The 22,831-nt window shown below is 69.4% G+C and carries 20 protein-coding genes; 15 read left to right on the top strand and 5 right to left on the bottom strand.

Going from position 1 to position 22,831, the window contains the following annotated elements:
* Positions 1-42: 42 nt before the first annotated feature.
* From ACFQ6X_RS02140 to ACFQ6X_RS02130, 3 genes are all read right to left on the bottom strand, one after another.
* Positions 43-1,212 carry an acyltransferase family protein gene (locus tag ACFQ6X_RS02140; protein ID WP_383174482.1) on the bottom strand — a complete coding sequence of 390 codons (1,170 nt, stop codon included), beginning with the start codon at positions 1,210-1,212 and terminating at the stop codon, positions 43-45.
* Between the two features lie 115 nt (positions 1,213-1,327).
* Positions 1,328-2,920 (bottom strand): glycosyltransferase family 4 protein, encoded by a 1,593-nt coding sequence (locus ACFQ6X_RS02135; RefSeq protein WP_383174479.1) that lies wholly within the window; start codon positions 2,918-2,920, stop codon positions 1,328-1,330.
* 165 nt (positions 2,921-3,085) lie between these two features.
* Positions 3,086-3,697 carry an acyltransferase gene (locus tag ACFQ6X_RS02130; RefSeq protein ID WP_383174476.1) on the bottom strand — a complete coding sequence of 204 codons (612 nt, stop codon included), beginning with the start codon at positions 3,695-3,697 and terminating at the stop codon, positions 3,086-3,088.
* Between the two features lie 274 nt (positions 3,698-3,971).
* Between ACFQ6X_RS02130 and rplU the strand changes: the two genes are divergently transcribed.
* The 6 genes from rplU to ACFQ6X_RS02100 all read left to right on the top strand — a co-directional run bounded on the left by rplU (position 3,972) and on the right by ACFQ6X_RS02100 (position 11,712).
* Positions 3,972-4,292, top strand: coding sequence for a 50S ribosomal protein L21 (gene rplU, locus ACFQ6X_RS02125; RefSeq protein WP_018551604.1), 321 nt, complete (start codon positions 3,972-3,974; stop codon positions 4,290-4,292).
* Between the two features lie 14 nt (positions 4,293-4,306).
* Positions 4,307-4,564 (top strand): 50S ribosomal protein L27, encoded by a 258-nt coding sequence (gene rpmA / locus ACFQ6X_RS02120; RefSeq protein ID WP_056785490.1) that lies wholly within the window; start codon positions 4,307-4,309, stop codon positions 4,562-4,564.
* 142 nt (positions 4,565-4,706) lie between these two features.
* Positions 4,707-6,143: a GTPase ObgE gene (gene obgE / locus ACFQ6X_RS02115; RefSeq protein ID WP_383174472.1), complete on the top strand. Its 1,437-nt coding sequence runs from the start codon at positions 4,707-4,709 to the stop codon at positions 6,141-6,143.
* A gap of 296 nt (positions 6,144-6,439) precedes the next feature.
* Positions 6,440-7,939: an SDR family NAD(P)-dependent oxidoreductase gene (locus ACFQ6X_RS02110; protein ID WP_383174469.1), complete on the top strand. Its 1,500-nt coding sequence runs from the start codon at positions 6,440-6,442 to the stop codon at positions 7,937-7,939.
* 226 nt (positions 7,940-8,165) lie between these two features.
* Positions 8,166-10,265 (top strand): hypothetical protein, encoded by a 2,100-nt coding sequence (locus tag ACFQ6X_RS02105; RefSeq protein ID WP_383174466.1) that lies wholly within the window; start codon positions 8,166-8,168, stop codon positions 10,263-10,265.
* Positions 10,266-10,482: 217 nt separating this feature from the next.
* Positions 10,483-11,712, top strand: coding sequence for a glycosyltransferase family 2 protein (locus ACFQ6X_RS02100; protein ID WP_383174463.1), 1,230 nt, complete (start codon positions 10,483-10,485; stop codon positions 11,710-11,712).
* Positions 11,713-11,767: 55 nt separating this feature from the next.
* Here ACFQ6X_RS02100 and ACFQ6X_RS02095 read toward each other — a convergent pair whose 3' ends face one another.
* On the bottom strand, positions 11,768-13,192 hold the full coding sequence (locus ACFQ6X_RS02095; protein ID WP_383174460.1) for a polysaccharide pyruvyl transferase family protein: 1,425 nt from the start codon (positions 13,190-13,192) through the stop codon (positions 11,768-11,770).
* 282 nt (positions 13,193-13,474) lie between these two features.
* On the opposite strand from ACFQ6X_RS02095, the gene proB reads away from it, so the two are divergent.
* From proB to ACFQ6X_RS02070, 5 genes are all read left to right on the top strand, one after another.
* Positions 13,475-14,593: a glutamate 5-kinase gene (gene proB / locus ACFQ6X_RS02090; RefSeq protein WP_383174457.1), complete on the top strand. Its 1,119-nt coding sequence runs from the start codon at positions 13,475-13,477 to the stop codon at positions 14,591-14,593.
* Between the two features lie 129 nt (positions 14,594-14,722).
* Positions 14,723-15,208, top strand: coding sequence for a hypothetical protein (locus tag ACFQ6X_RS02085; RefSeq protein WP_383174454.1), 486 nt, complete (start codon positions 14,723-14,725; stop codon positions 15,206-15,208).
* A 97-nt stretch (positions 15,209-15,305) separates the two neighbouring features.
* Positions 15,306-16,589: a glutamate-5-semialdehyde dehydrogenase gene (locus ACFQ6X_RS02080; protein WP_383174451.1), complete on the top strand. Its 1,284-nt coding sequence runs from the start codon at positions 15,306-15,308 to the stop codon at positions 16,587-16,589.
* Positions 16,590-16,666: 77 nt separating this feature from the next.
* Positions 16,667-17,266, top strand: a complete 600-nt coding sequence (locus ACFQ6X_RS02075) for a hypothetical protein (protein ID WP_383174448.1) — start codon at positions 16,667-16,669, stop codon at positions 17,264-17,266.
* A gap of 426 nt (positions 17,267-17,692) precedes the next feature.
* Complete coding sequence (locus ACFQ6X_RS02070; protein WP_383174445.1) at positions 17,693-18,814, top strand: hypothetical protein; 1,122 nt, start codon at positions 17,693-17,695, stop codon at positions 18,812-18,814.
* On the opposite strand, the gene ACFQ6X_RS02065 is transcribed toward ACFQ6X_RS02070, so the two are convergent.
* Positions 18,744-19,889 carry a M48 family metallopeptidase gene (locus tag ACFQ6X_RS02065; RefSeq protein ID WP_383174442.1) on the bottom strand — a complete coding sequence of 382 codons (1,146 nt, stop codon included), beginning with the start codon at positions 19,887-19,889 and terminating at the stop codon, positions 18,744-18,746. The genes ACFQ6X_RS02070 and ACFQ6X_RS02065 overlap by 71 nt on opposite strands.
* 110 nt (positions 19,890-19,999) lie before the next feature.
* Between ACFQ6X_RS02065 and ACFQ6X_RS02060 the strand changes: the two genes are divergently transcribed.
* The 4 genes from ACFQ6X_RS02060 to ACFQ6X_RS02045 all read left to right on the top strand — a co-directional run bounded on the left by ACFQ6X_RS02060 (position 20,000) and on the right by ACFQ6X_RS02045 (position 22,813).
* Complete coding sequence (locus ACFQ6X_RS02060) at positions 20,000-20,152, top strand: hypothetical protein (RefSeq protein ID WP_351178289.1); 153 nt, start codon at positions 20,000-20,002, stop codon at positions 20,150-20,152.
* Between the two features lie 84 nt (positions 20,153-20,236).
* Positions 20,237-20,401 (top strand): hypothetical protein, encoded by a 165-nt coding sequence (locus ACFQ6X_RS02055; protein ID WP_189541543.1) that lies wholly within the window; start codon positions 20,237-20,239, stop codon positions 20,399-20,401.
* A 38-nt stretch (positions 20,402-20,439) separates the two neighbouring features.
* Positions 20,440-21,057 carry a nicotinate-nucleotide adenylyltransferase gene (gene nadD / locus ACFQ6X_RS02050; RefSeq protein WP_329211163.1) on the top strand — a complete coding sequence of 206 codons (618 nt, stop codon included), beginning with the start codon at positions 20,440-20,442 and terminating at the stop codon, positions 21,055-21,057.
* 19 nt (positions 21,058-21,076) lie between these two features.
* Positions 21,077-22,813, top strand: coding sequence for an LCP family protein (locus ACFQ6X_RS02045; RefSeq protein ID WP_383174438.1), 1,737 nt, complete (start codon positions 21,077-21,079; stop codon positions 22,811-22,813).
* Positions 22,814-22,831: the final 18 nt, after the last annotated feature.

The raw sequence follows: 22,831 nt of genomic DNA, 5'->3' as shown, positions 1-22,831 counted from the left end.
CCGGCACTGCCGGGTGGGGCCCATCGTCCGTTCAGGGGGGTGTCAGACGGCCTTGGACCGCTCGGTGCGGGCCGCGGCCTCCCGTGCCTCCCGGTCCAGCCTGGCGCGCAGCCAGCGCTGCGAGGGGCGTTCCACCAGCCGGTGCAGCAGCCAGGCCGCCAGCAGGATGACGGCCGTGGTCACCAGGAGCGTGGGCCAGGCGCCCAGATGCCCGTACAGGTTCCGGATCAGGGCCCAGCCGAGCTCTTCGTGCAGCAGGTACAGCGGGTAGACGAGTGCGCCCAGGGTGGCGAACCCGGTCCAGCGGATCCTGTCGAGCTTGTGGAGCGCCACGGCCAGCACGAGCAGGTAGAAGACGGTCACCAGTGCCAGCGCCACGTACGGCTGACGGTCCATGCCCCGGTCGTGGCGCAGACCGTCGGCGTGCTGGACCAGGTCGCTCTGCATGACCAGCCAGCTCGCGGCGAGCAGGCCCCAGAGCTTGAGGTCCGGGCCGAAGCGGTACATCAGGTACATCGCGATGCCGCCGACGAACAGGGCGGTGTTGAGCGGCTGGGCGAAGATGCCGAGGATCGGCACCTGGTTGTTCTCCTGCTGGATCAGCACACTCGCCAGCAGCCACAGCCAGCAGAAGACGCTGACACGGCGGTAGTCGAGGCCCTTCCAGATCACCAGGAGGAAGATCAGGTAGAAGGTCAGCTCGGCCCAGAGCGTCCAATAGGCACCCACCAGATGCTGGGCCGACAAGGGCACCTGGAGCATCGTCAGGTTCGTGAGCGACTCACTGATGCTCGGACCCGTGCGCGTGCCGTCCGGCAGCGCGCGCCACACCGCGAAAGCGACGGCGGCCGAGAACCAGTAGGCCGGGAACAGCCGCAGGAACCGGGCCCGCACGAACTGGCCCGGGGTGCGGTCCCACGCGGACAGGCAGATCACGAAGCCGCTGATCAGGAAGAAGAGCTGGACACCGTAGGACCCGTAGGACGTCACCGGGAAGAGCCACGGGAACAGCTCCTTGGGGTTCACCCCCCAGTTGGCCTTCGTCGCGGCGTCCACCCCGGTGAAGTGGAAGGCGAGCACGGCGAGCGCGGCGACGACCCGCAGCGCGTCCAGGGCGTGCAGCCGCGGCCCGGGCGCCCTGGCGGGACTGGGCTGAACGGCAGTCGCGGTGACAGCCGGCTGGCTGGGCACCTGGACCTCGGTCTGGGGCATGGCGGCCTCGTTAGGCTTGTACTGGGCACGTGACGGCGGTGCTGTGTCCGGTCATCCTAAAGAGCCTATGAACAGACCATGACCGGGGTGCGTGCGCCCGCGGCCCGGCCGCACGTCACTCGGCCGTGGTCCGTACGGCCCTCTGGGCGGGGATCTCCGCGGACCGGGTGATCAGCAGCCGGTCGAACTGCGGACCGACCGTCTGCCAGTCCCAGGTCGAGATCGCCTGCTCGGAGGCCTCGTGACCGGCCTCGAGCCAGGTCTCCTCGGATGCGTTGACCGCGAGGATCCGCTCGGCCGCCTCGGCGGGCGAGGACACCACCCAGGAACCGGGAAAGAGCGAACGGGCACCCCGCGGCATGTCCGCGAAGAAGGGCCAGTCGCGTACGACCGGGACCGCGCCGCTCGCGGCTCCCTCGATCAGGCCCAGGTGCCAGCTCTCGCGGACGGACGTGCTGAGGATCAGCCCGACCTCGGTCAGTGCCGCGGGCACATCGTCCGTCTGCCCCGTCACCTGCACCGCCCCGGCGGAGACGAGCGGTGCCAGGTCGGAGGTGAACGCCTCGTGGTAGCGGGCGAGAGCGGGGCTGTCGGCGGGGTTCATGGGACTGCCGATCAGATGCAGGCGGTAGCGCTTGTCCTTCTGCCGCAGCAGCCGCAGCACCTCCAGGGCCCAACGGGGGTCCTTGGCGACCTGGCCGGCGCCCACCAGGCCGAGCGTGAACCGGGCCTCGGGCTTCTTGGGCAGCGGGAAACGGGTGAGTTCGACCGCGTTGTCGATGACATGAACGGCCGGAGCGCCCGGCTCCCGCAGCCGGGGGAGCGAGGCGAGTGCGAGGTCCCGCAGGTGCTCGCTGACGAACACCACGTCGTCGACACGGGAGAAGTCCACCAGGTGGGGCCAGTAGCTGAACGCCTCGAAACTGTGCAGACGCACCACGACCCGGGTCGTACCGGGGTCGACGAGCGTGAGGAAGGCGGCGGCAGCCGTGCACCAGTCGACGAACACGACGTCGGCCCAGTCGAGGTGCGGGCGCATCGCCGTCTCCGCCTGCGCGGCGTAGTCGCGCCCGCCCCCGATACCGCAGGCGATCATCCGGCCCATGCCCTTGGCGAGCGGCGCCGTCGCCGGGGTGTCCGCGGTGTTCATGACGCGGACCTCGACGTCCGGGTGCGCCCCGTAGCGGTCGAGGATCGGCGGCAGGAAGTTCGCGTTCGCACTGTGGACGAAGAGCAGCCGCAGCGGCCGGTCGGTGGGCGGCGCGGCTGCCGGAGCGGTGCGCCCGCGCGGTGCCCTCAGGGCCCGCAGCACCCGGCTGCGGCGGAGCGGCGCCGTGAACCTGGCGGGGTCGGTGGCGAGCGGCGAGGCGAGGCTGTCGAGGTGGGCGACCCGGTGAAAGGCGAGGATCAGGGCCTTGGCGGCCGAGGCCGCGGCGGCGCTGCGCCGGCCGGCCTTGTGGTGCTCGTCGGCACACGCCAGCTCCGCCGCGTACGCCTGCGTCAGATGGCGGGGTATGTGACCGAGGGCGAGCCGGGCCTCCGCGGCCTCCACCAGTACGTCGGCCCTGGTCCGGGAGTCCTGGATGCGGTGACCGGCCACGCCGAGCACCCGCTCCGCCAGGACCGGGTTCTTGACGCGTGCCATCCGGTCGGTGGCCCAGCGTGCGAGACCGACGAGGCGTTCGTCGGAGAGGCGAGGTGTCAGCACAGCGAAGCTCCACGTTCGAGTCAGGAACTCGGACCGTACGGGCTTCGCGTGGGTAACGGAAGAGTGGCTGCCCACCGAACGCGCGGCAGACGCCAGGTGGCCCGACGCACGCCCGCCCCGATGCCGACCGGGGCATCGGGGCGGGCCGCGCGCGACGTCCTCGGGTCAGAGCGCCCGGGCGGCACGCTCCGTGAGCACGCCGTCGCTCTCGTCGTGCAGGGTGCCCGTCTGCGGGCACTCCCAGACACCGGGCTCGTCCGCACGCTCGACGAGCTTCACACCGGACCGGCCGACCCAGCCGATCCGGCGGGCGGGCACGCCCACGACCAGGCCGAAGTCCGGCACGTCCTTCGTGACCACGGCACCCGCGGCGATCATGGCCCAGCGCCCGATCCGTACCGGCGCGACACACACGGACCTGGCGCCGAGCGAAGCGCCCTCGGCGACCTTCACACCGACGGCCTCCCAGTCGCCGCCGCGCTTCTGCTTGCCCTCGGGGTCGACGGAGCGCGGGTTGTGGTCGTTGGTGAGAACGACGGCGGGACCGACGAAGACCCCGTCGCCGAGCTCGGCCGGCTCGTAGACGAGCGCGTAGTTCTGCAGCTTGACGTTGTTGCCGATCTGCACGCCGGTGCCCACATAAGCGCCACGGCCGACCACGCAGCCCTCGCCGAGCCTGGCGCCCTCGCGGATCTGCGCGAGCTCCCAGACGCTGCTGCCGTCGCCGATCTCGGCACTCCCATCGACCTGGGCGGTGGGCTGGACCCTGTAGTTCACGTGTTGCGCCTTCCGGAGAGCGGACTTGCCCGGCGAGCATACGACCCCCCGGATCCAGGCGCGGGGCGCCGGGGGAGCGACCCGGTTTGACCCCTCCGCGGCGGCCCCGTAGCCTTGACCCTCGGCGTGTTTCCGTGCGCCTACCCCTGAGCACATCCCTCGCGGTGGATTCGTCCCCGTGAGAGGCCGCTCATCCTTCCGGACTGTCGTGGGCCCCGGCCTGCGCGAACGGCTGGCTTCAGGGGGATCCGTTCCGAGTGAGAGAGAGATCCGCGTGTACGCCATCGTGCGCAGCGGTGGTCGCCAGCACAAGGTTGCTGTCGGCGACATCGTTGAGGTTGACAAGATTCCCACCGCCAAGGTTGGCGACACGGTCGAGCTCTCGACCCTGCTCGTTGTCGACGGCGACGCCGTGACCAGCGACCCCTGGGTCCTGGACGGCATCAAGGTCCAGGCCGAGATCGTGGACCACCACAAGGGTGCGAAGATCGACATCCTTCGGTACAAGAACAAGACGGGCTACCGCCGCCGCCAGGGTCACCGCCAGCAGTACACGGCGATCAAGGTCACCGGTATCCCCGCGGCTGCGAAGTAAGGGACTGAGGAGACATGGCACATAAGAAGGGCGCATCGTCCACTCGGAACGGGCGCGACTCCAACTCCCAGCGGCTCGGCGTGAAGCGCTTCGGCGGTCAGGCCGTGAACGCCGGTGAGATCCTGGTCCGCCAGCGCGGTACCCACTTCCACCCGGGCACGGGCGTCGGCCGTGGCGGCGACGACACGCTGTTCGCGCTGACCGCCGGTGCGGTGGAGTTCGGTACGCACCGTGGCCGCAAGGTCGTGAACATCGTTCCCGTCGCTGCCTGATTTCAGGTGTGCGGCTGAACGACACAGCACCTTCCGAGGGCGGATCTCAGCTTTCCCGGTAATCGGGGAAGCGGGTCCGCCCTCGGCGCGTTACGTCTAAAGACATTCCTGTATTTATCCGCATTACCTGGAGGCACCAACCATGACCACCTTCGTGGACCGCGTCGAGCTGCATGCCGCCGCAGGTAACGGGGGCCACGGCTGCGCCTCCGTACACCGTGAGAAGTTCAAGCCGCTGGGCGGCCCCGACGGGGGCAACGGCGGACGCGGGGGCGACGTGATCCTCGTCGTCGAGCAGGCCGTCACCACGCTGCTGGACTACCACCACAGCCCCCACCGCAAGGCCACGAACGGCCAGCCCGGTGCGGGCGACAACCGCTCCGGCAAGGACGGCCAGGACATGGTGCTGCCCGTCCCGGACGGCACCGTCGTCCTCGACGGCGACGGCAACGTCCTGGCGGACATGGTCGGCCAGGGCACCACCTTCGTGGCGGGCCAGGGCGGCCGCGGCGGCCTCGGCAACGCCGCGCTGGCCTCGGCGCGCCGCAAGGCGCCCGGTTTCGCGCTGCTCGGTGAGCCGGGAACGAGCCGGGACATCGTCCTGGAGCTCAAGACCGTCGCCGACGTCGCTCTCGTCGGCTACCCGAGCGCCGGCAAGTCCTCGCTGATCTCGGTGCTCTCCGCGGCCAAGCCGAAGATCGCGGACTACCCGTTCACGACCCTCGTACCCAACCTGGGCGTCGTCACCGCGGGCTCGACCGTCTACACCATCGCGGACGTCCCCGGGCTCATCCCGGGCGCCAGCCAGGGCAAGGGCCTCGGCCTGGAGTTCCTGCGGCACGTCGAGCGCTGCTCCGTGCTCGTGCACGTCCTGGACACCGCGACCCTCGAGTCGGACCGTGACCCCGTCTCCGACCTCGACATGATCGAGGAGGAGCTGCGGCTGTACGGCGGCCTCGAGAACCGCCCGCGCATCGTCGCCCTTAACAAGGTCGACATCCCGGACGGCCAGGACCTCGCCGACATGATCCGCCCGGACCTGGAGGCGCGCGGCTACCGCGTGTTCGAGGTCTCGGCCATCGCGCACAAGGGCCTCAACGAGCTCAGTTACGCCCTCGCCGGCATCATCGCCGAGGCGCGCGCCACCAAGCCGAAGGAGGAGTTGACCCGGGTCGTCATCCGTCCCAAGGCCGTCGACGACGCGGGCTTCACGGTCAAGAAGGACGACGAGGGCATCTACCGCGTGCGCGGCGAGAAGCCCGAGCGCTGGATCAGCCAGACCGACTTCAACAACGACGAGGCCGTCGGCTACCTCGCGGACCGCCTCAACCGCCTCGGTGTCGAGGACGCCCTGCGCAAGGCAGGCGCGCAGGCCGGTGACGGCGTCGCCATCGGGGCCGAGGAGAACGCGGTCGTCTTCGACTGGGAGCCGAGCCTGACGGCGGGCGCCGAGATGCTGGGGCGCCGTGGCGAGGACCACCGCCTCGAGGCGCCGCGGCCCGCCGAGCAGCGCCGCCGCGAGCGGGAGACCGAGCGCGACGAGGCACAGCGCGAGTACGACGACTTCAAGCCCTTCTAGGCACCCCGCCGGGCGCCCTCCGCACGGAGGGCGCCCGGTTTTCACAGGGAAGCACCCGGTTTTCACAGGGAACTGCCAGGTGGCGGCGGTGACGTGGCCGATGATGTGCGGATTGCGTAGACGTCTGTGGAGTCCGTCACTCCGCGTACGGGGCCGGCAGGGGCCAACCTCCCTGGCCAGGCAGTGAACTGCGGGTTTCGCGGAGGCGAGCAGCGGTGGGCGTCCGCCTTGCGAGACGGTCACGGAGAGTGCGACCATCACACTGTTCCCCCCTGTCATCGCAAGGTAGGTCGTCTGTGTCTTTGCCGCATGAAGCCAAGCCCCGGACCACAGCGGTCGTGCTCGCCGGTGGTACCGGCCAGCGCGTGGGACTGGCGATCCCCAAGCAGCTGCTGAAGATCGCCGGTAAGGCAGTCATCGAGCACACGCTGTCCATCTTCGAGAACGCCGAGGACATCGACGATGTCATCGTGCTGATGGCGCCGGGCTTCGTGCCCGACGTCGAGAAGATCGTCGCCAAGGCCGGACTGACCAAGGTCATCAAGATCATCGAAGGCGGCAACACCCGCAACGAGACCACCGAGCGTGCCATCGCGGCACTCGGCGAGGGGCTCGCGGAGGGCGAGGACCGCAACGTCCTCTTCCATGACGCCGTCCGTCCGCTTCTGTCACAGCGCGTCATCAAGGACTGTGTCGACGCCCTCGACCGCTACCAGGCCGTCGACGTCGCCATCCCCTCCGCGGACACGATCATCGTGACCCGCACGCACGGCGAGGACGGGGAATTCATCACCGAGGTCCCGGACCGGTCCCGGCTGCGCCGCGGCCAGACCCCGCAGGCCTTCAAGCTCTCCACGATCCGCAAGGCGTACGCGATCGCGGCGGGCGACCCGAACTTCCAGGCCACCGACGACTGTTCGGTGGTCCTGCGGTACCTCCCCGACGTGCCGATCTACGTGGTCGCGGGCGACGAGTACAACATGAAGGTGACCCAGCCGGTCGACGTCTTCATCACCGACAAGCTCTTCCAGCTGGCCTCCACCGCTGCCCCGCGCCAGGCCGACGAGGCCGCCTACCGGGAGCTGCTCTCGGGCAAGACCCTGGTCGTCTTCGGCGGTTCGTACGGGATCGGCGCGGACATCGCCACACTGGCCGAGCAGTACGGCGCCAGCGTGTACGCGCTGGGCCGTTCGACCACCGGTACCCACGTCGAGAACCCGGAGCACGTGGACGAAGCGCTCTCCAAGGCGTACGCGGAGACCGGTCGCGTCGACTACGTCATCAACACCGCGGGCGTGCTGCGCATCGGCAAGCTGGCCGAGACCGACAACGCGACGATCCAGGAAGCGCTGAACGTCAACTACCTGGCGCCCGTCCAGATCGCCCGCGCCTCGTACAAGTACCTGGCGGAGACCCAGGGCCAGCTGCTGCTCTACACCTCCAGCAGCTACACCCGCGGCCGCGCCGAGTACAGCCTCTACTCCTCCACCAAGGCCGCCATGGTGAACCTCACCCAGGCGCTCGCGGACGAGTGGGCCGGCGACGGGATCCGGGTCAACTGTGTGAACCCGGAGCGCACCGCGACCCCGATGCGGACCAAGGCGTTCGGCCAGGAGCCGGAAGGCTCGCTGCTCTCCTCCGAGGCAGTGGCACGCACCTCGCTGGACGTCCTGCTCTCGGCGATGACGGGTCACGTCATCGACGTGCGCCAGCAGGACCCGACGCGTGACGTCGCCGAATCCTCCGGATTCGAGCAGGCGCTCGCCTCGGTGCTGGACCGTCAGGAAGATGTGTAATAATTCTTGACAAATGTACTTTAACGGGCCTCTGTTATCGCTGAAACGCGACTACAGAGGCCCGAGTGCGTGAAGCCGCATCTTCACATTTCCCTCTATACGTGAAACAACCGGCACCCCCTGGAGCAGGTTCTTCGTGATTTCGACAGCCATTCGCCTGGCCCGTGTGGGCAGTCGGTCAGAACTGGCGGCAGCGATACTGATGACGCTGGGATACCCCTGCGTCATGATTGCCGCGCTTCTCCCCGACATCTGGTTCTTCGCGGCGGCCACGGCTGTCACGTACTTCACGGACTGGTTCCTGCACCAGCGTGGCAGTTACCTGGTCAACAGGCTCGGCAAGGTGCGGGCGGGACTGCCGATCCGCTTCCTGCTCCGCCAGCTGATGATCATCCTGCTGCTCGCGCGGCTGGATCTCGCCGAGGAGCCGATCTTCTACGCGGCGGTCGCCTGCTTCCTCGTCTTCTACGGCCTCCAGGCACCGCACGGCGCCCTGACGACGCTCATCCGGCTCCGCCGCACGATGCCGATCGTCACCCGCAACGTGGACCTGCACGCCGTCCGCATCGCCGACGCCCCGCCGCGGGCGCTGCTGCACCGCTCCGCCGAGAAGATGCTCCACCTGGACATCCCCGCGGTGGCAGGCATCCTGATCGCCGCCGGAACGGGCCAGGAGATCATCGGGTTCGTCGGAGCCGGAGTGACGGTTCTGCTGGCCGTCCTCTACAACGCCCTGCTCGTCCCGTACCTGCGCCGGGCCCGCCGGGTGCCGACGGCCCCGGCCGTGCTCAAGGCCCTGGACACCTGGCTGAACGAGTACCAGCCGACCACCGTCCTGTACTTCTCCGGCTCCAACGAGTCGGCGTACCAGGTCAACATGTGGCTGGACACCATGGCCGGCATAGAGGGCAGGCCGCTGATCGTCATGCGGGAGCGCCAGCTGGTGTCCATGCTCGCCGAGACCTCCGTACCGGTGGTCTGCATCCCCGCGGGCACCCACCTGATGAATCTGAACCTCTCCACCGTGCGGGTCTGCCTGTATCCGGCGAACGTCGGCAAGAACATCCACATGCTCCGCGTCCCGACGATGAAGCACGTCTTCATCGGACACGGCGACAGCGACAAGCTCGCCAGCGTCAACCCGTACTCCAAGGTGTACGACGAGGTGTGGACGGCCGGCCGCGCGGGCCGCGACCGGTACGCGCTCGCCGATGTCGGCATCCGCGACGAGGACATCGTCGAGGTCGGACGTCCGCAACTGGCGCCCATCACGAGCTGGACCGGCACCGCGAAGAACCCCATTCCGACGGTGCTGTACGCCCCGACCTGGGAAGGCTGGGACGACAACCCCGGCAACACCTCCCTGCTGCTGGCCGGGGAGAACATCGTGCGCAGGCTGCTCGACGCGGACCAGCCGGTCCGGGTCATCTACAAGCCGCACCCGTTCACCGGCATCCGCAGCGCCAAGGCCAAGGCCGTGCACGCCCGGATCGTGGCCCGGGTCGCCAAGGCGGCCCAGGCGCGCGCCGCCGACCCCCGCTGGGCCGGGGAGGCCGGCAAGGCCGCCGCGGATCAGCGTGCGGCGCGGGCCGAGCTGACGCGGATCGAGGCACGGCTGGACGTACTGGCCCAGCCCGGCCGGGCCGGCGGGGACGAGTCGGAGGAGTCGCGGGTCTCGCTCGCCGACCCGGCACGCCAGGCCGAGATGGCCACCCTGCGGGCCGCGTGGAACGACGCGTACTGGCGTTCGTTCGGCTGGTGGGAGCACCGGACGGTGACCGGCTCGCAGCCCAAGCTGTACGACTGCTTCAACCAGGCCGACGCCATGGTCTCGGACATCTCCAGTGTGGTGTCCGACTTCATCGCGAGCGGCAAGCCGTACGCCGTCACGGACTCGGCGGAGGTCGGCGCGGAGGAGTTCAAGCGCCAGAACACCGCTGTTCGGGCCGCCGTCGTCCTTTCGAACAGCGCCGAGGAGATCGGCGAGCTCCTGAACGCGGTCGCCGACCCGAAGGCGGACCCGCTGACCGAGGCCCGCCGCGAGCTGAAGAGCTATCTGCTGGGCCCGGACGAGCCGACCTCCCTGGAGCGGTTCGACGTGGCCGTACGGACGCTCTCGGCCAAGGCCGAGGCGCGCAACGCGGGCGTCGCCCAGCGCATCGGGGAGCAGCCCGCCCCCTTGCCCGACCCGGAGGCCTCCTCCAGTGGCGCCGGCGACGGTGCGGCTGCGGTCACCGCCGAGGCGGTGGCGGCGGCCGATCCCGATGAGACGGCCATTTCGGAGGCGGACGCGAGCATCGGCGCAGGTCCCACGGTGTCCCGCTGATGGCCTGATCAATACCGGCCACCAGATGTAATCCAGCCGTCATCCAGATGTTCGAAAGTCGTCCGGATGGTGGCGCAACCCCCTCGACGGCCCGTCCGTCTCCTCCTTCGGGAGGGGAACGTACGGGCCGTTCGGCGTGTCCGTGCACAGAGCAGGTGATCGAACATCGCTCTATCGTTTCTCCTGATTGATACGGATATGTACAGACCGGGGAGCGATGAGCAGCAGCACGCCAGATGTCAGCGTCATAATCGGGGCCTATGAGGCGATGCCCTATCTGATCCGCTGCCTGGAATCCGTCGAAGCGCAGACACTTCCCGCCGGGCGCATGGAGATCGTCGCCGTCGACGACGGCTCCACCGACGGGACGGGGGAGTACCTGGAGGAATTCGCCGCCAGGACCGCGATCGACATGCGTGTCATCCGCCAGGAGAACTCGGGAGGGCCGAGCGGCCCGCGCAATGTCGGCCTCGGGCTCGCCCGTGGCAGGTACGTCTTCTTCCTCGACGCGGACGACTACTTCGGCGAGGAGGCCCTGGAGCGGATGGTCGCGATGGGCGACCGGGCCGGCACGGATGTGGTGCTGGGCAAGGTCGTCGGAGTCAACCGCGGTGCCGCGAAGTCGATGTGGAAGGAAACCGTCGAACGGACCGACGTCCATTCCTCCAACATCAAATTCACGCTGAGTGCCCAGAAGCTGTTCCGGCGGGAACTCCTCGTGCGGTTCGGAATGACCTTCGACGAGGGGCTGAAGACCGGCGAGGACGCGCTCTTCACCATGGAGGCGTATCTGCGGGGAAACGGCGTCTCCGTCGTCGCCGACCACGTCTGCTACTACCTGGTCGGCCGGGACGACGGCAAACACGTGACGAAGAGCGGCAGTTACCTGCTGCGCTTCGACTCGGCCCGCGCGCTGATGGGACTCATAGCCGAGCACGTCCCGCCCGGGCCCCGGCGGGACGCCCTGATGGTCAGGCCGTTCGTCGTCACACTGCTCCCGCAGTTCGGCCCCGTGCTCCTTCGGCAGTCCGAGGCCGTACGGGCCAAGAAGATGGAACTGGGCGCCCCGCTGCTGGACGCCTACTGGACGGCGGGGCTGGCCGGGCGCCTCAGGGTCCAGGAGCGGCTGCGCATGCTCTGTGTGGCGAAGGGCAGGCTCGATCTGCTCCTGGACATCCTGCAGTTCATCAAGGACAAGCACGAGCCGAAGGCCGTCCGGAAGGGGCTCAGGGGGCGGCTCTACCTGTCCTATCCGCACTTCGGGGAGCGCGCCGGGCTGCCCGACTCGGCGTACGAAGTGACCGTGACCGAACGGTTCGCCGACGGGCGGACCGAGGCGCCGCCGGTCACACAGTCCACTGCCGCCTTCATGCGGCGCCTGGCACGCAAGGCCCGCAGGGTGGCCCGGACCACCCTGCACATGCCGCAGCGGGCACACAAGGTCTGAGCCCGCCCAGGAGCGGGCCCCGCGTGCCCCGGCTGCGACAGTGGACTTCCTTCCGCTACTGCTCGGGGCGCAGCAGCTTCCTGACGGGACGGCCCACCACGCGGCGGGCGCGCCGGTAGGCCGACGGCCAGGCGGCCGCACCGTCACCCGCCTGCACCTTGATGCTGACCTGACCGCTCTTCCTGTCGAGCTGGCTCCTCAACATGGTGTTCTGCGCGGCGAGTTCCTCCATGCGGCTCTGCATCCAGCTGAACCGGCCGCTCAGCGACTCCGGGTCACTGTCGATCCAGGGGCGCACGCCGGGCGGGAAGGAGAGCTTGCCCAGCTGCGCGTCGAACGCCGCGCCGCCGTCGCCGTGGGTGAACGTGTTCTCCAGGCCGTTCCTCTCCATGAATCCGGTGAAGCGGAGGAAGCGCTCCTTGTGGCCGTTCACGAGCTCACCGAAATCGGCGGCCTCGTACAGCTCGGCCGGGTCGATGTTCTTGGGGGTCTCGGTGATCTTGCGGTGCGGGATGCCGAAGTACCTGCACAGCTCGAGGGTGCGGGAGTCGCTGCAGAGCACGGTGCTCGGAACGCCGGCCAGCAGCGCCGCGATGTTTCCGTGGATGCGGGAGCCGAACGAGAAGTCGTACGCGCGCAGTTCGTTGATCCAGGTGACCGGGTCGACGTAGAGCCGGACCTTGCCCTCGCGGTACATGGGGTGGGACGGGTGGGTCGGCATCGAGGTCTGGGCGCCGATCGGGTTCGCCGTCTCCCGCCAGTGCAGCAGCTGTGCCTCGAGCAGGTTCTGCCCGACGAACCGCAGATGCGGATAGCGCTCGTGGGCCTGCCGGATGATGGCGTCCAGGCCGTGCGAGCGTACGGCGCTGTGCGAGCCGTTCACCGAGACGAGAGAATCCGCGGTCAGCGCCTCGGTCTTCTTCTCGATCCGGAACGTGTCGCCGTTCAGGAACATGGAGGGGCAGCCGATGACCTCGACGTCCCGGAATCCCATGTCCTTGAGGTACTGCTCGGTGAACTCGCCCCGCACACCGATGGACGCGCTGCGGTTGAGTACCTCTGTGACGAATTCCCTGACGGTCGGCTCCATCGGCTTCAGCCGGGACGCGTCGTAGCCGAGGGAGGCCTGCGCGCCGACACCCAGAACGACGACGGGAATGCGCAGCTTCTTGATCAGCTGCGTCATCCGCTTCAGCGGCCGCTCGAAGGTCGGCCGGAAGGCGTTGGCGAGAGGTACGACGAATGCGTCGTACTCCTCGTTTATGCGCTCGGCCGCCGACGGGTCCGTACGGATTCCGTTGGAGAAGACCTCTGCCCGCGGAGTCGTCAGAATCTTGTGCGCCGCGTCGCTGAAGATCAAGTTGCCCGCGTTGGTCGCGAAGACATCTCTGTGGAGGGACTGTTCGAGCGAGGCCACGTCGAAGGGGCTTTTGCCCGATCTGAGAAGAATGCGTCTCTTGCGGGAAGGTTCATCTGTCACGCGTAAAGCGTAGCCCGATGAATGACCGGTGGAGATTACGTAAATGGCTCTTTTCGGTGGCATGTCACAGGGCGGCGCGGGGCTGTCCGTCTGCGTCGGGGACAGCACGGCGCAGGCTGTCCGTCCACGCTGAGACGGCACAGCGCGGCTCCGGCCTCCTCGCGTAGATTGTGGTCACCGAGCAGGACGACGTGATGGGGACGGGCGTACGTGTCAGGGGCAAGGGATACCGAAGGCGCACTCCGCACACCCTCCGGGGACGGTGCGGGGCGAAGGCCGGGCGTGACCGACGCACGCAGGATCGTGGTCAAGGTCGGATCCTCCTCGCTCACCACGGCGTCGGGCGGCCTCGACGCCGACCGGGTGGATGCCCTCGTCGACGTACTCGCCAAGGTCAGGAGCGGCGGGGAGCGCGAGATCGTCCTGGTCTCCAGCGGAGCCATCGCGGCCGGACTCGCCCCCCTCGGACTCGTCCGCAGACCCAAGGACCTGGCCCGCCAGCAGGCCGCCGCCAGCGTCGGGCAGGGCCTGCTCGTCGCCCGCTACACGGCGTCCTTCGCCCGCTACGGCGTACGCGTCGGCCAGGTGCTCCTCACCGCCGACGACACGAGCCGGCGCGCTCACTACCGCAACGCGTACAGCACGCTCGACCAGCTCCTTGAGATGGGCGCGTTCCCCGTCGTCAACGAGAACGACACCGTCGCCACCGACGAGATCCGGTTCGGCGACAACGACCGGCTCGCCGCGCTCGTCGCCCATCTCGTCCACGCCGACCTCCTCGTCCTGCTCTCCGACGTGGACGGCCTCTACGACGGCGACCCCAGCACCCCCGGCACCTCCCGCATCGCCGAGGTGAGCGGTCCCGCGGATCTGGAAGGCATCACGATCGGCAGCGCGGGCAAGGCCGGCGTCGGCACCGGAGGCATGGTCACCAAGGTCGAGGCCGCGCAGATCGCCACCGCCGCCGGAGTCCCCGTGGTCCTCACGTCCGCGAGCCGGGTCGCGGACGCCCTCGCGGGCCGCGACACCGGTACGTACTTCCACCGCACCGGGCGCCGGTCGACCGACCGGCTGCTCTGGCTGGCCCACGCGTCGACCCCGCTGGGCGCGCTGACCCTGGACGACGGAGCCGTCGAGGCCGTCGTCGAGCGCCGTACCTCCCTGCTGCCGGCCGGGATCTCCGCCGTCGAGGGCGAGTTCTCCGCGGGGGACCCGGTGGAGCTGCGCGACGCCGCCGGCCGGGCCGTCGCCCGGGGGCTCGTCAACTTCGACGCCAAGGAGATCCCCCAGCTGCTCGGCCGCTCCACCCGCGACCTGGCACGGGAGCTCGGCCCCTCCTACGAGCGCGAGGTCGTACACAGGGACGATCTCGTCGTCCTCGCACCACGCCGCACCCCCTGAAACGGCTGAAAGTCCAGCCTTCGGGCAGAGACCTTCACCAAAACCGCCCCACACCCGGCTCCGGACTGGTCAACTTTGTCACGGGGATACAAGGGGTCAGCACAGCTACACATTCACAGGAGGCCGCCGGTGAGACGAGCGCGCCCGGGGGCGCTGCCCCGCGGAACGGGCAGCCGCGCCCTGACCAGCGTCGGAGCGGGGGCCGATTTCATCGGTCCGCGCAGCGACCAGACCCTCGAGCAGGAACCGGTGGTGACGGAGGAGGAGCGGACGCAGTCGAAGCTGTGGCACATCACCCTCAGCGTCTCCGGCAGCGAGACCCCGCTGAAGGAGGTCAGACGCGGCCTGGAGCAGCTGGCCCACGACCACCCGTTCCTGCTGACCAGCCGGTACGCCAACGACCATGCGGAGATCCGCTACTGGGAAGAGGCGCGCGACCTGCACGACGCGGCAGCCGTCGCGCTGCGCCTGTGGGGTGAGCACCGGTCGAGCGCCAAGCTTCCGCCGTGGGAGATCGTCGGCCTGGAGGTCATCGACCGGGAGACGTATCACCAGCGCATCGCCGAGGGCTACGGCCCGCCACCGGCGGCCCCGGTCGGGGTGCACCCGTACTGACCGGGCGTACGTTGCAGGGTGCACAGGTACCGGCGTGCTTGTCTCGCATCACGGGATACGTGACGGATGCCCGCAGTGTGCGCACTACCCTGCGGGCATGACCACGCTTTCGCCGTACGACAACATGTCCCCGGTCGCCCGGGCCGCCTACCGGGCACGAGCCGCCGCCGCCGACATCGCCCCGCTGCCGCGCTCGGCGAAGGACGATGCCCTGCTGGCGATCGCGGACGCGCTCGAGGTGCGTACCAGCGAGATCGTCGCGGCCAACGCCGAGGACGTCGAGCGCGCACGCGAGGCCGGTACGAGCGAGTCGATCGTCGACCGGCTGACCCTCACCCCCGAGCTGATCCGCGCGATCGCCGCCGATGTGCGCGATGTGGCGGCCCTGCCCGACCCGGTCGGCGAAGTGGTACGCGGATCCACCCTCCCCAACGGCATCGACCTCCGCCAGGTGCGGGTGCCGCTCGGCGTGGTCGGCATCATCTACGAGGCCCGGCCCAATGTGACGGTCGACGCCGCGGCCCTCTGCCTGAAGTCCGGGAACGCCGTCCTGCTGCGCGGATCGTCCTCCGCGTACGCCTCCAACACCGCCCTCGTACGGGTGCTGCGGGACGCGGTGGGCGGGTCGGGCCTCCCGGCCGACGCGGTGCAACTGGTCCCGGGGGAGAACCGCGACTCGGTACGCGAGCTGATGCGCGCCCGCGGTCTCGTCGACGTACTGATCCCGCGCGGCGGCGCCTCGCTGATCCGTACGGTCGTGGAGGAGTCCACCGTCCCCGTCATCGAGACCGGCACCGGCAACTGTCATGTGTACGTGGACGCGCAGACCGACCTCGACATGGCCGTCGACATCCTGATCAACTCCAAGGCGCAGCGCCCGAGCGTCTGCAACTCCGCGGAGACGCTCCTGGTCCACAAGGACATCGCCGAGGACTTCCTGCCGCGCGCCCTGGAGGCGCTGGCCGATGCCGGGGTCACCGTCCACGGTGACGAGCGGGTGCTGGAGTACGCGGAGGGGTCCAAGGCCACCGTCGTCGCTGCGACGCCGGAGGACTGGGAGACCGAGTACCTCTCGTACGACATCGCGGCGGCCGTCGTGGAGTCGCTGGAGGCGGCCGTGGCGCACATCCGGCTCTGGTCCTCGGGCCACACCGAGGCCATCGTGACCACGTCACAGGCCGCGGCCCGCCGGTTCACCCAATTGGTGGATTCCACGACGGTCGCCGTGAACGCCTCCACGCGCTTCACGGACGGCGGGCAGTTCGGCTTCGGCGCGGAGATCGGCATCTCCACGCAGAAGCTGCACGCCCGCGGGCCGATGGGGCTGCCGGAGCTGACCTCGACGAAGTACATCGTCACCGGCGACGGCCACATCCGGTAACCCGGTACGCCTCGGGCGGGGCGGGCGAATGTGTGGGCTCTCTGCCCAAAACGCCCCGCCGGGGCTACGCTGAAGCTGTGCCGGACGACGTGGGGGGCAGGCCGTTCCCGGACGGCTGGGAGCCCGACGACGACCGCGGGGGCGCGGACGAGGACTTCGCCTCCGTGGTGTTCGACGAGGACTTCGTCCGGTCCGCCGAGATCCACGAACCCACCGCCGTCGAGCGGCTGCTCGCCGCCGCCGAGTCCCGCGCGGAGGCCGAGGCGGCCAGGGCGCATTCGCGCGGCGGCTCCATGGACGACGACCTCCACGACGACGGCTACGGGCCGGACGGCCTGTACGGCCGTGAGCGGGCCTTCGGGGATCCTTGCGACCTGGACGGCCCCGACGGTGACTACGAGGACGACAGCGGCCCCTACGGGCGTCATGGCGGCGCTCTGCGCCCCTACCGGGGCAGCGCGCGCTGGCACCGGCCGGTCGCCTGGCTGCTGGCCGTGCTGATGGGCATCGGCATGGTCGCGCTGGCCTTCAGCGCCGTCTACCGCGGCGCCGCCGGCAATCGGCAGGACCAGGTCCCGCCGCCGGTGACGAGCGGTGTCGACAAACCAGGCGTCGCCCCCTCCGCATCGGCCGACTACTCCCGCCCGGCGGTCTCCGCGATCCCACGCACGCCGTGACGCACCCACGGGGCTGACCCACGGGCCTGACGCACGGGCCTGACGCACGGCACGGGCGGGCAGACCGTGCGGCCCTCGGCGCAGCAGCCTCCGGCCCTCCGGCCTCCGGTGCGGCGGTCTCCGGCGCGCGGCGGCCGGCGTCACGCGGGTGGGGCAATCCAGTGGTGCCGGCGAAGGCGTAACCCGGTGGCGTAACCGCGGGCTTCTCCGACTGCGCTCCCACCTGCGCGGCGTTTACCTTGATGAGGATCGACCCAATCTGAAGGTATGACCCCGTGATCCCTCCTCCCGTCCCCGTCCCCGGGGAGAGGGCCCTTCACTTATCCCTGCGTCGAACCCGTGACGGACAGGCCGGCCCGGTGCCTTTCGGCTGAAGGCCGGCCCCAGCGCCCGCCCTCGCCGGTGGCGTGGAGATCGGGAGAAGTCATGACAGGCCGCGGAGAACCGCCGGAAGGTCCGCCCGAGAACTCGTCGAGCGGTGAGGACGAGTACCGCTCCCTCGTCTTCGACGAATCGTTTGTCCGTGCTGCCCGACTGCAGGAGTTCTCCGCCCAGGAACGGATGGGCGAACACGCCCGCGCCGTACGTTCCCTGCCCGGCCGCGCCGGCCGACGGCGCTCCAGGGCCGCTGTGGCCCTGGTCGTGCTCATCACCCTTGCCTTCGCCGCCGCGGTCTACGTCGGCTTCCGCAACCCCTACCCGACGCCCGCGGGCAGGCATGCCGAACCTTTGCGGACGACTCTGATTCCTCTCGCTCCCCGGGGCGCCGTGCCCGGCGGGACCCCTGACACGCTCTTCGCCACCGGCCCGGCAGCGGGCCACCGGACCGGCGCGGCGGGCATCAACCTGCCGGTCGTCCGGCGGACGAAGAACTTCTCGGACAGTCAGGTGACCACAGCCCTGATCACGGCCAAGGACTACCTCGTGGAGTCCTCGCTCGACCCCGATGTGCTGACCGGTGGCATCGTGCGGCCCGTCGGGCGGCTGATCGACCCGGACCAGACGCCCCAGTTCGACCGGAGCATGAGCGCACCCGACAGGGACGGCCAGCACATGGCGACGGGCTGGCTCGTGCGCTTCGACCCGGCCGAGGTGGAACTCGCGGACCCGGAGATACGGGTCCAGGGAACGTTCTCCTACGCGGAGGCGGGGTCGGACACCCTGGAGGTGGTGTCCGACCACACCTTCACCTACGCCCTGCGCCCGGCCGTATCCGGCCCCCACCGCGCGGACGGCGCGTCGCTGTTCACCGTGCGGCGCGAGATGCACTTCCTCGTGGACCGGGAGGACCTCCGGCTGCACCGGCTGGAGGTGCGCAGCGCCTACGTCCAGGCCGGGCCGCAGGCGTGCTCCGCCGATGCGGCAGGCGCACTGCGTCCGCTGTTCGCCGGTCAGCGGGCCGACACCCGGGGACCGGCCGGTACGAACCCGTATGCCACGGGCCTGCCCACCGCGGCGCTGTGCGGCACCCTTGCGGTCAGCCCCCCGCCGGCTCCGAGCCCTCTTCCGGGTCCTGACGCCGCCAGGTCCCATCGGAGCCGTCCGTAGAGTCCGAGGACGGGGCTCCGCCCTTGCCCGCGGCTCCACCGCCGCTCCCGCCACTCGCCCCGGTGAACTTGTCCCGGAGCTTGCCCCCCAGGTCACCCGCACCGCCTGCGATGTCACCGACGAGCTTCATCAGCGGGTCCTTGCTGGTGCGCACCGTGTCCGCGTAGTGCGATGCGGACTCCCGGAAGGAGTCCGTCACCGAGGTGTCCTTGTCCTCTTCCCGCTTGGGGTAGTGGCCGTCCATGATCCGCTGGTACTCGCGGGTCTCCGACCACTTCTTCAGCTCGGCCGCCCGCACGGTGGTGAAGGGGTGGGAGCGGGGCAGCACGTTGAGGATCTTGAGCACGGAATCGCGCAGATCGCCGCCCTTCTCGTACTCGTCGGCCTGGGCGAGGAAGGCATCCACATTCATCTCGTGGAGGTGATTGCCGCCCGCGATCTTCATCAGGCCGCGCATCGACGCCTGCTGGTCCTGCCCGACGAGAAGTCCGGCCCGGTCCGCGGACAGCTCCGACTTGCGGAACCACTCGCGCAGCGCGGTCACGATCGCCATGATCGCGACGTTGCCGAGCGGGATCCACGCCACCTTGAGAGCGAGGCCGGTCAGGAAGAGAAGTATCGTCCGGTACACCGCGTGACCGGAGAGCGCGTGGCCCACCTCGTGGCCCACGACCGCCCGCATCTCCTCCTCGTCGAGCAGCTCCACCAGGCCCGTCGTCACGACGATGATCGGCTCGTCGAGTCCGATGCACATGGCATTCGGCTGCGGGTCCTGATTGACGTACATGGGCGGGACCTTCTCCAGGTCCAGGATGTAACAGGCGTCCCGCAGCATGTCGTTGAGGTGGGTGAACTGTGCGTCGCTCACCCGGACGGAGTCCGACAGGAAGAGCAGCCGCAGGCTGCGCTCCGGGAGCAGTCCGCTGAGCGCCTTGAACACGGTGTCGAAACCGCTCAGCTTGCGCAGGGCCACCAGGGCCGAGCGGTCCGCCGGGTGTTCGTACGCCCGGGAGGAGATACCCGGGAATCGCCTGCGCTGCCTGCTCGGCACGCTCTCGTGACTGTGGTCGGTCATGGATGCCCCCTGTTCGTACGAGACGTCGCTCGTCCCCCTGACAAAACCCAGCGTATGTGCTGGCGCTACGGTGTGCGGGGGGCTGTGGATAACTTTGAGGAGCGCCCGAAATGCCGTACACCGTCGCAGTGCTCGCTGCCGCATCCGAGGACCAGGGGCCGGGCAATACGCTCCGCGTCGTGCTGCTCGTCTCGCTCGTCGGAGCTGCCCTGCTCGCCTGGTTCCTGCTGCGCGGATACCGCAACGACGACAACAACGACTGAGTCGGCGTGAGCGTGCCCGCGGCGCCCGCATACGATGTCCGCGACGTCTTCCTTCCGACTCCCGATCGATAGGTCCTGCCGAAGATGAGCCTCACGAGCACCGCGCACCAGCTGGTCACCCTCGCCTCCGAAGGTGGCGAGCAGGGTGGCAACCACGAAAGCCTCAGCCCGTACCTCACCGGCGGCGGTGCGTTCGTCGCGCTCATGCTGCTTCTGTGGATCACGACCCGCTTCAACCGAGACCGCTGAGGCAGAGGCGAACAGCTGTGCCAGTAGGGTCTGCACGCATGGGAGAGCAGGAAGTGCCTACCGGCCGCGGCAAGCGCCGACTCGGCGTGATGGGCGGGACGTTTGACCCGATCCACCACGGACACCTGGTGGCGGCCAGTGAAGTGGCCGCCCATTTCCACCTCGACGAGGTGATCTTCGTCCCGACCGGGCAGCCGTGGCAGAAGAGCCACAAGAACGTGTCCCCGGCCGAGGACCGCTACCTGATGACGGTCATCGCGACGGCGTCCAACCCGCAGTTCTCGGTCAGCCGCAGTGACATCGACCGTGGCGGACCGACGTACACGATCGATACGCTGCGGGACCTGCGTGCGGTCCACGGCGACGCGGACCTCTTCTTCATCACCGGCGCCGACGCGCTGTCCCAGATCCTCACCTGGCGTGACGCGGAGGAGCTCTTCTCGCTCTCCCACTTCATCGGTGTGACCCGGCCGGGTCATGTACTCACGGACGACGGACTGCCCGAGGGCGGGGTCTCGCTCGTGGAGGTACCCGCGCTGGCGATCTCGTCCACAGACTGCCGAGCGAGGGTCCAGCAGGGGGATCCTGTCTGGTACCTGGTGCCCGACGGTGTGGTCCGCTACATCGACAAGCGCCAGCTGTACCGCGGCGAATGAGCCACGGAGAGGGGCACCGGTGAACGACCGACAGAACCCGTACGACCCGTACTACCCACAGCAGCCGCAGATCGTCGGCTACGACGAGTACGGGCAGCCGGTCTACCAGCAGCAGGGGCAGCAGCAGTACGACCCGTACACGCAGCAGGCCCAGCAGGCCCCACAGCAGGACGGGCAGACGCAGCAGGCCCAGCCGCAGCAGGCCTACGGGTCCGGCCAGGGATACGGCTACGACCCGTACGCGGGTACGCAGCAGTACGACCCGTATGCCGCTCCCCAGCAGCCCCAGCAGCCCCAGCAGCAGGGCTACGACTACGACGGCGGCTACGGGAACTACGGCTACGACACCGGCCAGCAGCCCGCCGTCGACGACTCCACCCAGCAGTGGAGCACCCAGCAGCCCCAGAGCGCCCCGATGGCCGCGCCGCCGGAACCCGAGCCGCGCCGTTCGCCCGAGCCGGCGCCCGAACCCGTCGTGCCCGAGCAGCGCCGCGCCGACCGCGACTACCGCACCGAGCAGTTCTCGTTCATCGAGGAGCCCGACGAGGACTCCGAAGACGTCATCGACTGGCTGAAATTCACCGAGAGCCGAAGCGAGCGGCGCGAGGAAGCGCGACGCCGCGGGCGCAAGCGGATCGTCGCGCTGATAGTCGTCATGGTCCTCGTGGCAGTCGGCGGCGCCGGTTACCTCTGGTACGCCGGCAAGATCCCCGGCCTCTCGGACCAGGACAAGCAGAACAACACGGCGACGGGTCCGCAGCAGCGGGACGTGATCGTCGTCCATCTGCACAACACCAAGAAGGGCGGCACCTCCACGGCGCTGCTCGTCGACAACGTCACCACCAAGCAGGGCACCACCGTCCTGCTTCCCAACTCGCTCTCCGTGGCCACGGACGACGGCTCCACGACCACGCTCGGCAAATCCGTCGACGACGACGGGTCCACCGGAACACGCGAGGCGATCGACACCCTGCTCGGCACCAGGATCAGCGGCACCTGGCGGCTCGACACCCCGTACCTCGAGAACCTCGTCGAGCTCGTGGGCAACATCGAGGTCGATACCGACACCGATGTACCCGATGCCAAGAAGGGCGCGTCGCCGCTCGTGAGCAAGGGCGAGGCGCAGACGCTGAGCGGCCAGATGGCCGTCGCGTACGCCACCTACCGGGGCCCCGGTGAGCCGGAGGCGAAGCAGCTGCTGCGCTTCGGGCAGGTCATGCGCAGTGTCCTGCGCAAGATGTCGGAGGACCCCAAGGCCGCCACGGTCACCGTGGAGACCCTGGCGCAGATCCTCGACCCGTCGCTGCCCGAGCAGGACCTGGGTGCCTCGCTGGCGAAACTTGCCGGGCACGCCAAGGTGGGCGACTACAAGACGGCGCTGCTCCCGGTCCAGGACGACGGCACCCTCACGGACAAGGCCACGGAGAGCGTCGTCAAGGACATCCTGGGCGGCACGGTGAAGGCACCGGACCAGGGCGCGGCCGTACGGGTCGGGGTCAAGAACGCCACGGGCAACGCGGACGGCACGGAATTCGCCAGAGTCCAGCTGGTCAACGGCGGATACGCGTTCGTGGACGGCGGGAAGTCGGGCGCCGAGGCGTCGTCCCAGGTCGTCTACAAGGCTGCCGAGGACAAGGCGAAGGCGGTCGAGGTCGCCAAGACCCTGGGCCTGCCGACGAGCTCGGTGAAGCAGGGCAAGCCCGCGGCGAATGCCGATGTGTCCGTCGTGCTCGGCCAGAACTACAAGATCAAGTAGCACCCGGCGTAAACGTCG

Origin of the sequence: Streptomyces sp. NPDC056452 (genome assembly GCF_042796085.1) — a bacterium.
Classification (GTDB): domain Bacteria; phylum Actinomycetota; class Actinomycetes; order Streptomycetales; family Streptomycetaceae; genus Streptomyces.
The sequence above is the reverse complement of the archived record's forward strand: the minus strand, read 5'-3'. Positions and strand labels throughout refer to the sequence as shown.

Excerpts from the sequence above, each read along its gene's own strand:
- ACFQ6X_RS02080 (WP_383174451.1), top strand. The coding sequence starts at position 15,306 with ATGACCACGCTTTCGCCGTACGACAACATGTCCCCGGTCGCCCGGGCC.
- ACFQ6X_RS02065 (WP_383174442.1), bottom strand. The coding sequence starts at position 19,889 with ATGACCGACCACAGTCACGAGAGCGTGCCGAGCAGGCAGCGCAGGCGA.
- ACFQ6X_RS02140 (WP_383174482.1), bottom strand. The coding sequence starts at position 1,212 with ATGCCCCAGACCGAGGTCCAGGTGCCCAGCCAGCCGGCTGTCACCGCG.
- ACFQ6X_RS02100 (WP_383174463.1), top strand. The coding sequence starts at position 10,483 with ATGAGCAGCAGCACGCCAGATGTCAGCGTCATAATCGGGGCCTATGAG.
- obgE (WP_383174472.1), top strand. The coding sequence starts at position 4,707 with ATGACCACCTTCGTGGACCGCGTCGAGCTGCATGCCGCCGCAGGTAAC.
- nadD (WP_329211163.1), top strand. The coding sequence starts at position 20,440 with ATGGGAGAGCAGGAAGTGCCTACCGGCCGCGGCAAGCGCCGACTCGGC.
- ACFQ6X_RS02070 (WP_383174445.1), top strand. The coding sequence starts at position 17,693 with ATGACAGGCCGCGGAGAACCGCCGGAAGGTCCGCCCGAGAACTCGTCG.
- ACFQ6X_RS02055 (WP_189541543.1), top strand. The coding sequence starts at position 20,237 with ATGAGCCTCACGAGCACCGCGCACCAGCTGGTCACCCTCGCCTCCGAA.
- ACFQ6X_RS02105 (WP_383174466.1), top strand. The coding sequence starts at position 8,166 with ATGATTGCCGCGCTTCTCCCCGACATCTGGTTCTTCGCGGCGGCCACG.
- ACFQ6X_RS02060 (WP_351178289.1), top strand. The coding sequence starts at position 20,000 with ATGCCGTACACCGTCGCAGTGCTCGCTGCCGCATCCGAGGACCAGGGG.
- rpmA (WP_056785490.1), top strand. The coding sequence starts at position 4,307 with ATGGCACATAAGAAGGGCGCATCGTCCACTCGGAACGGGCGCGACTCC.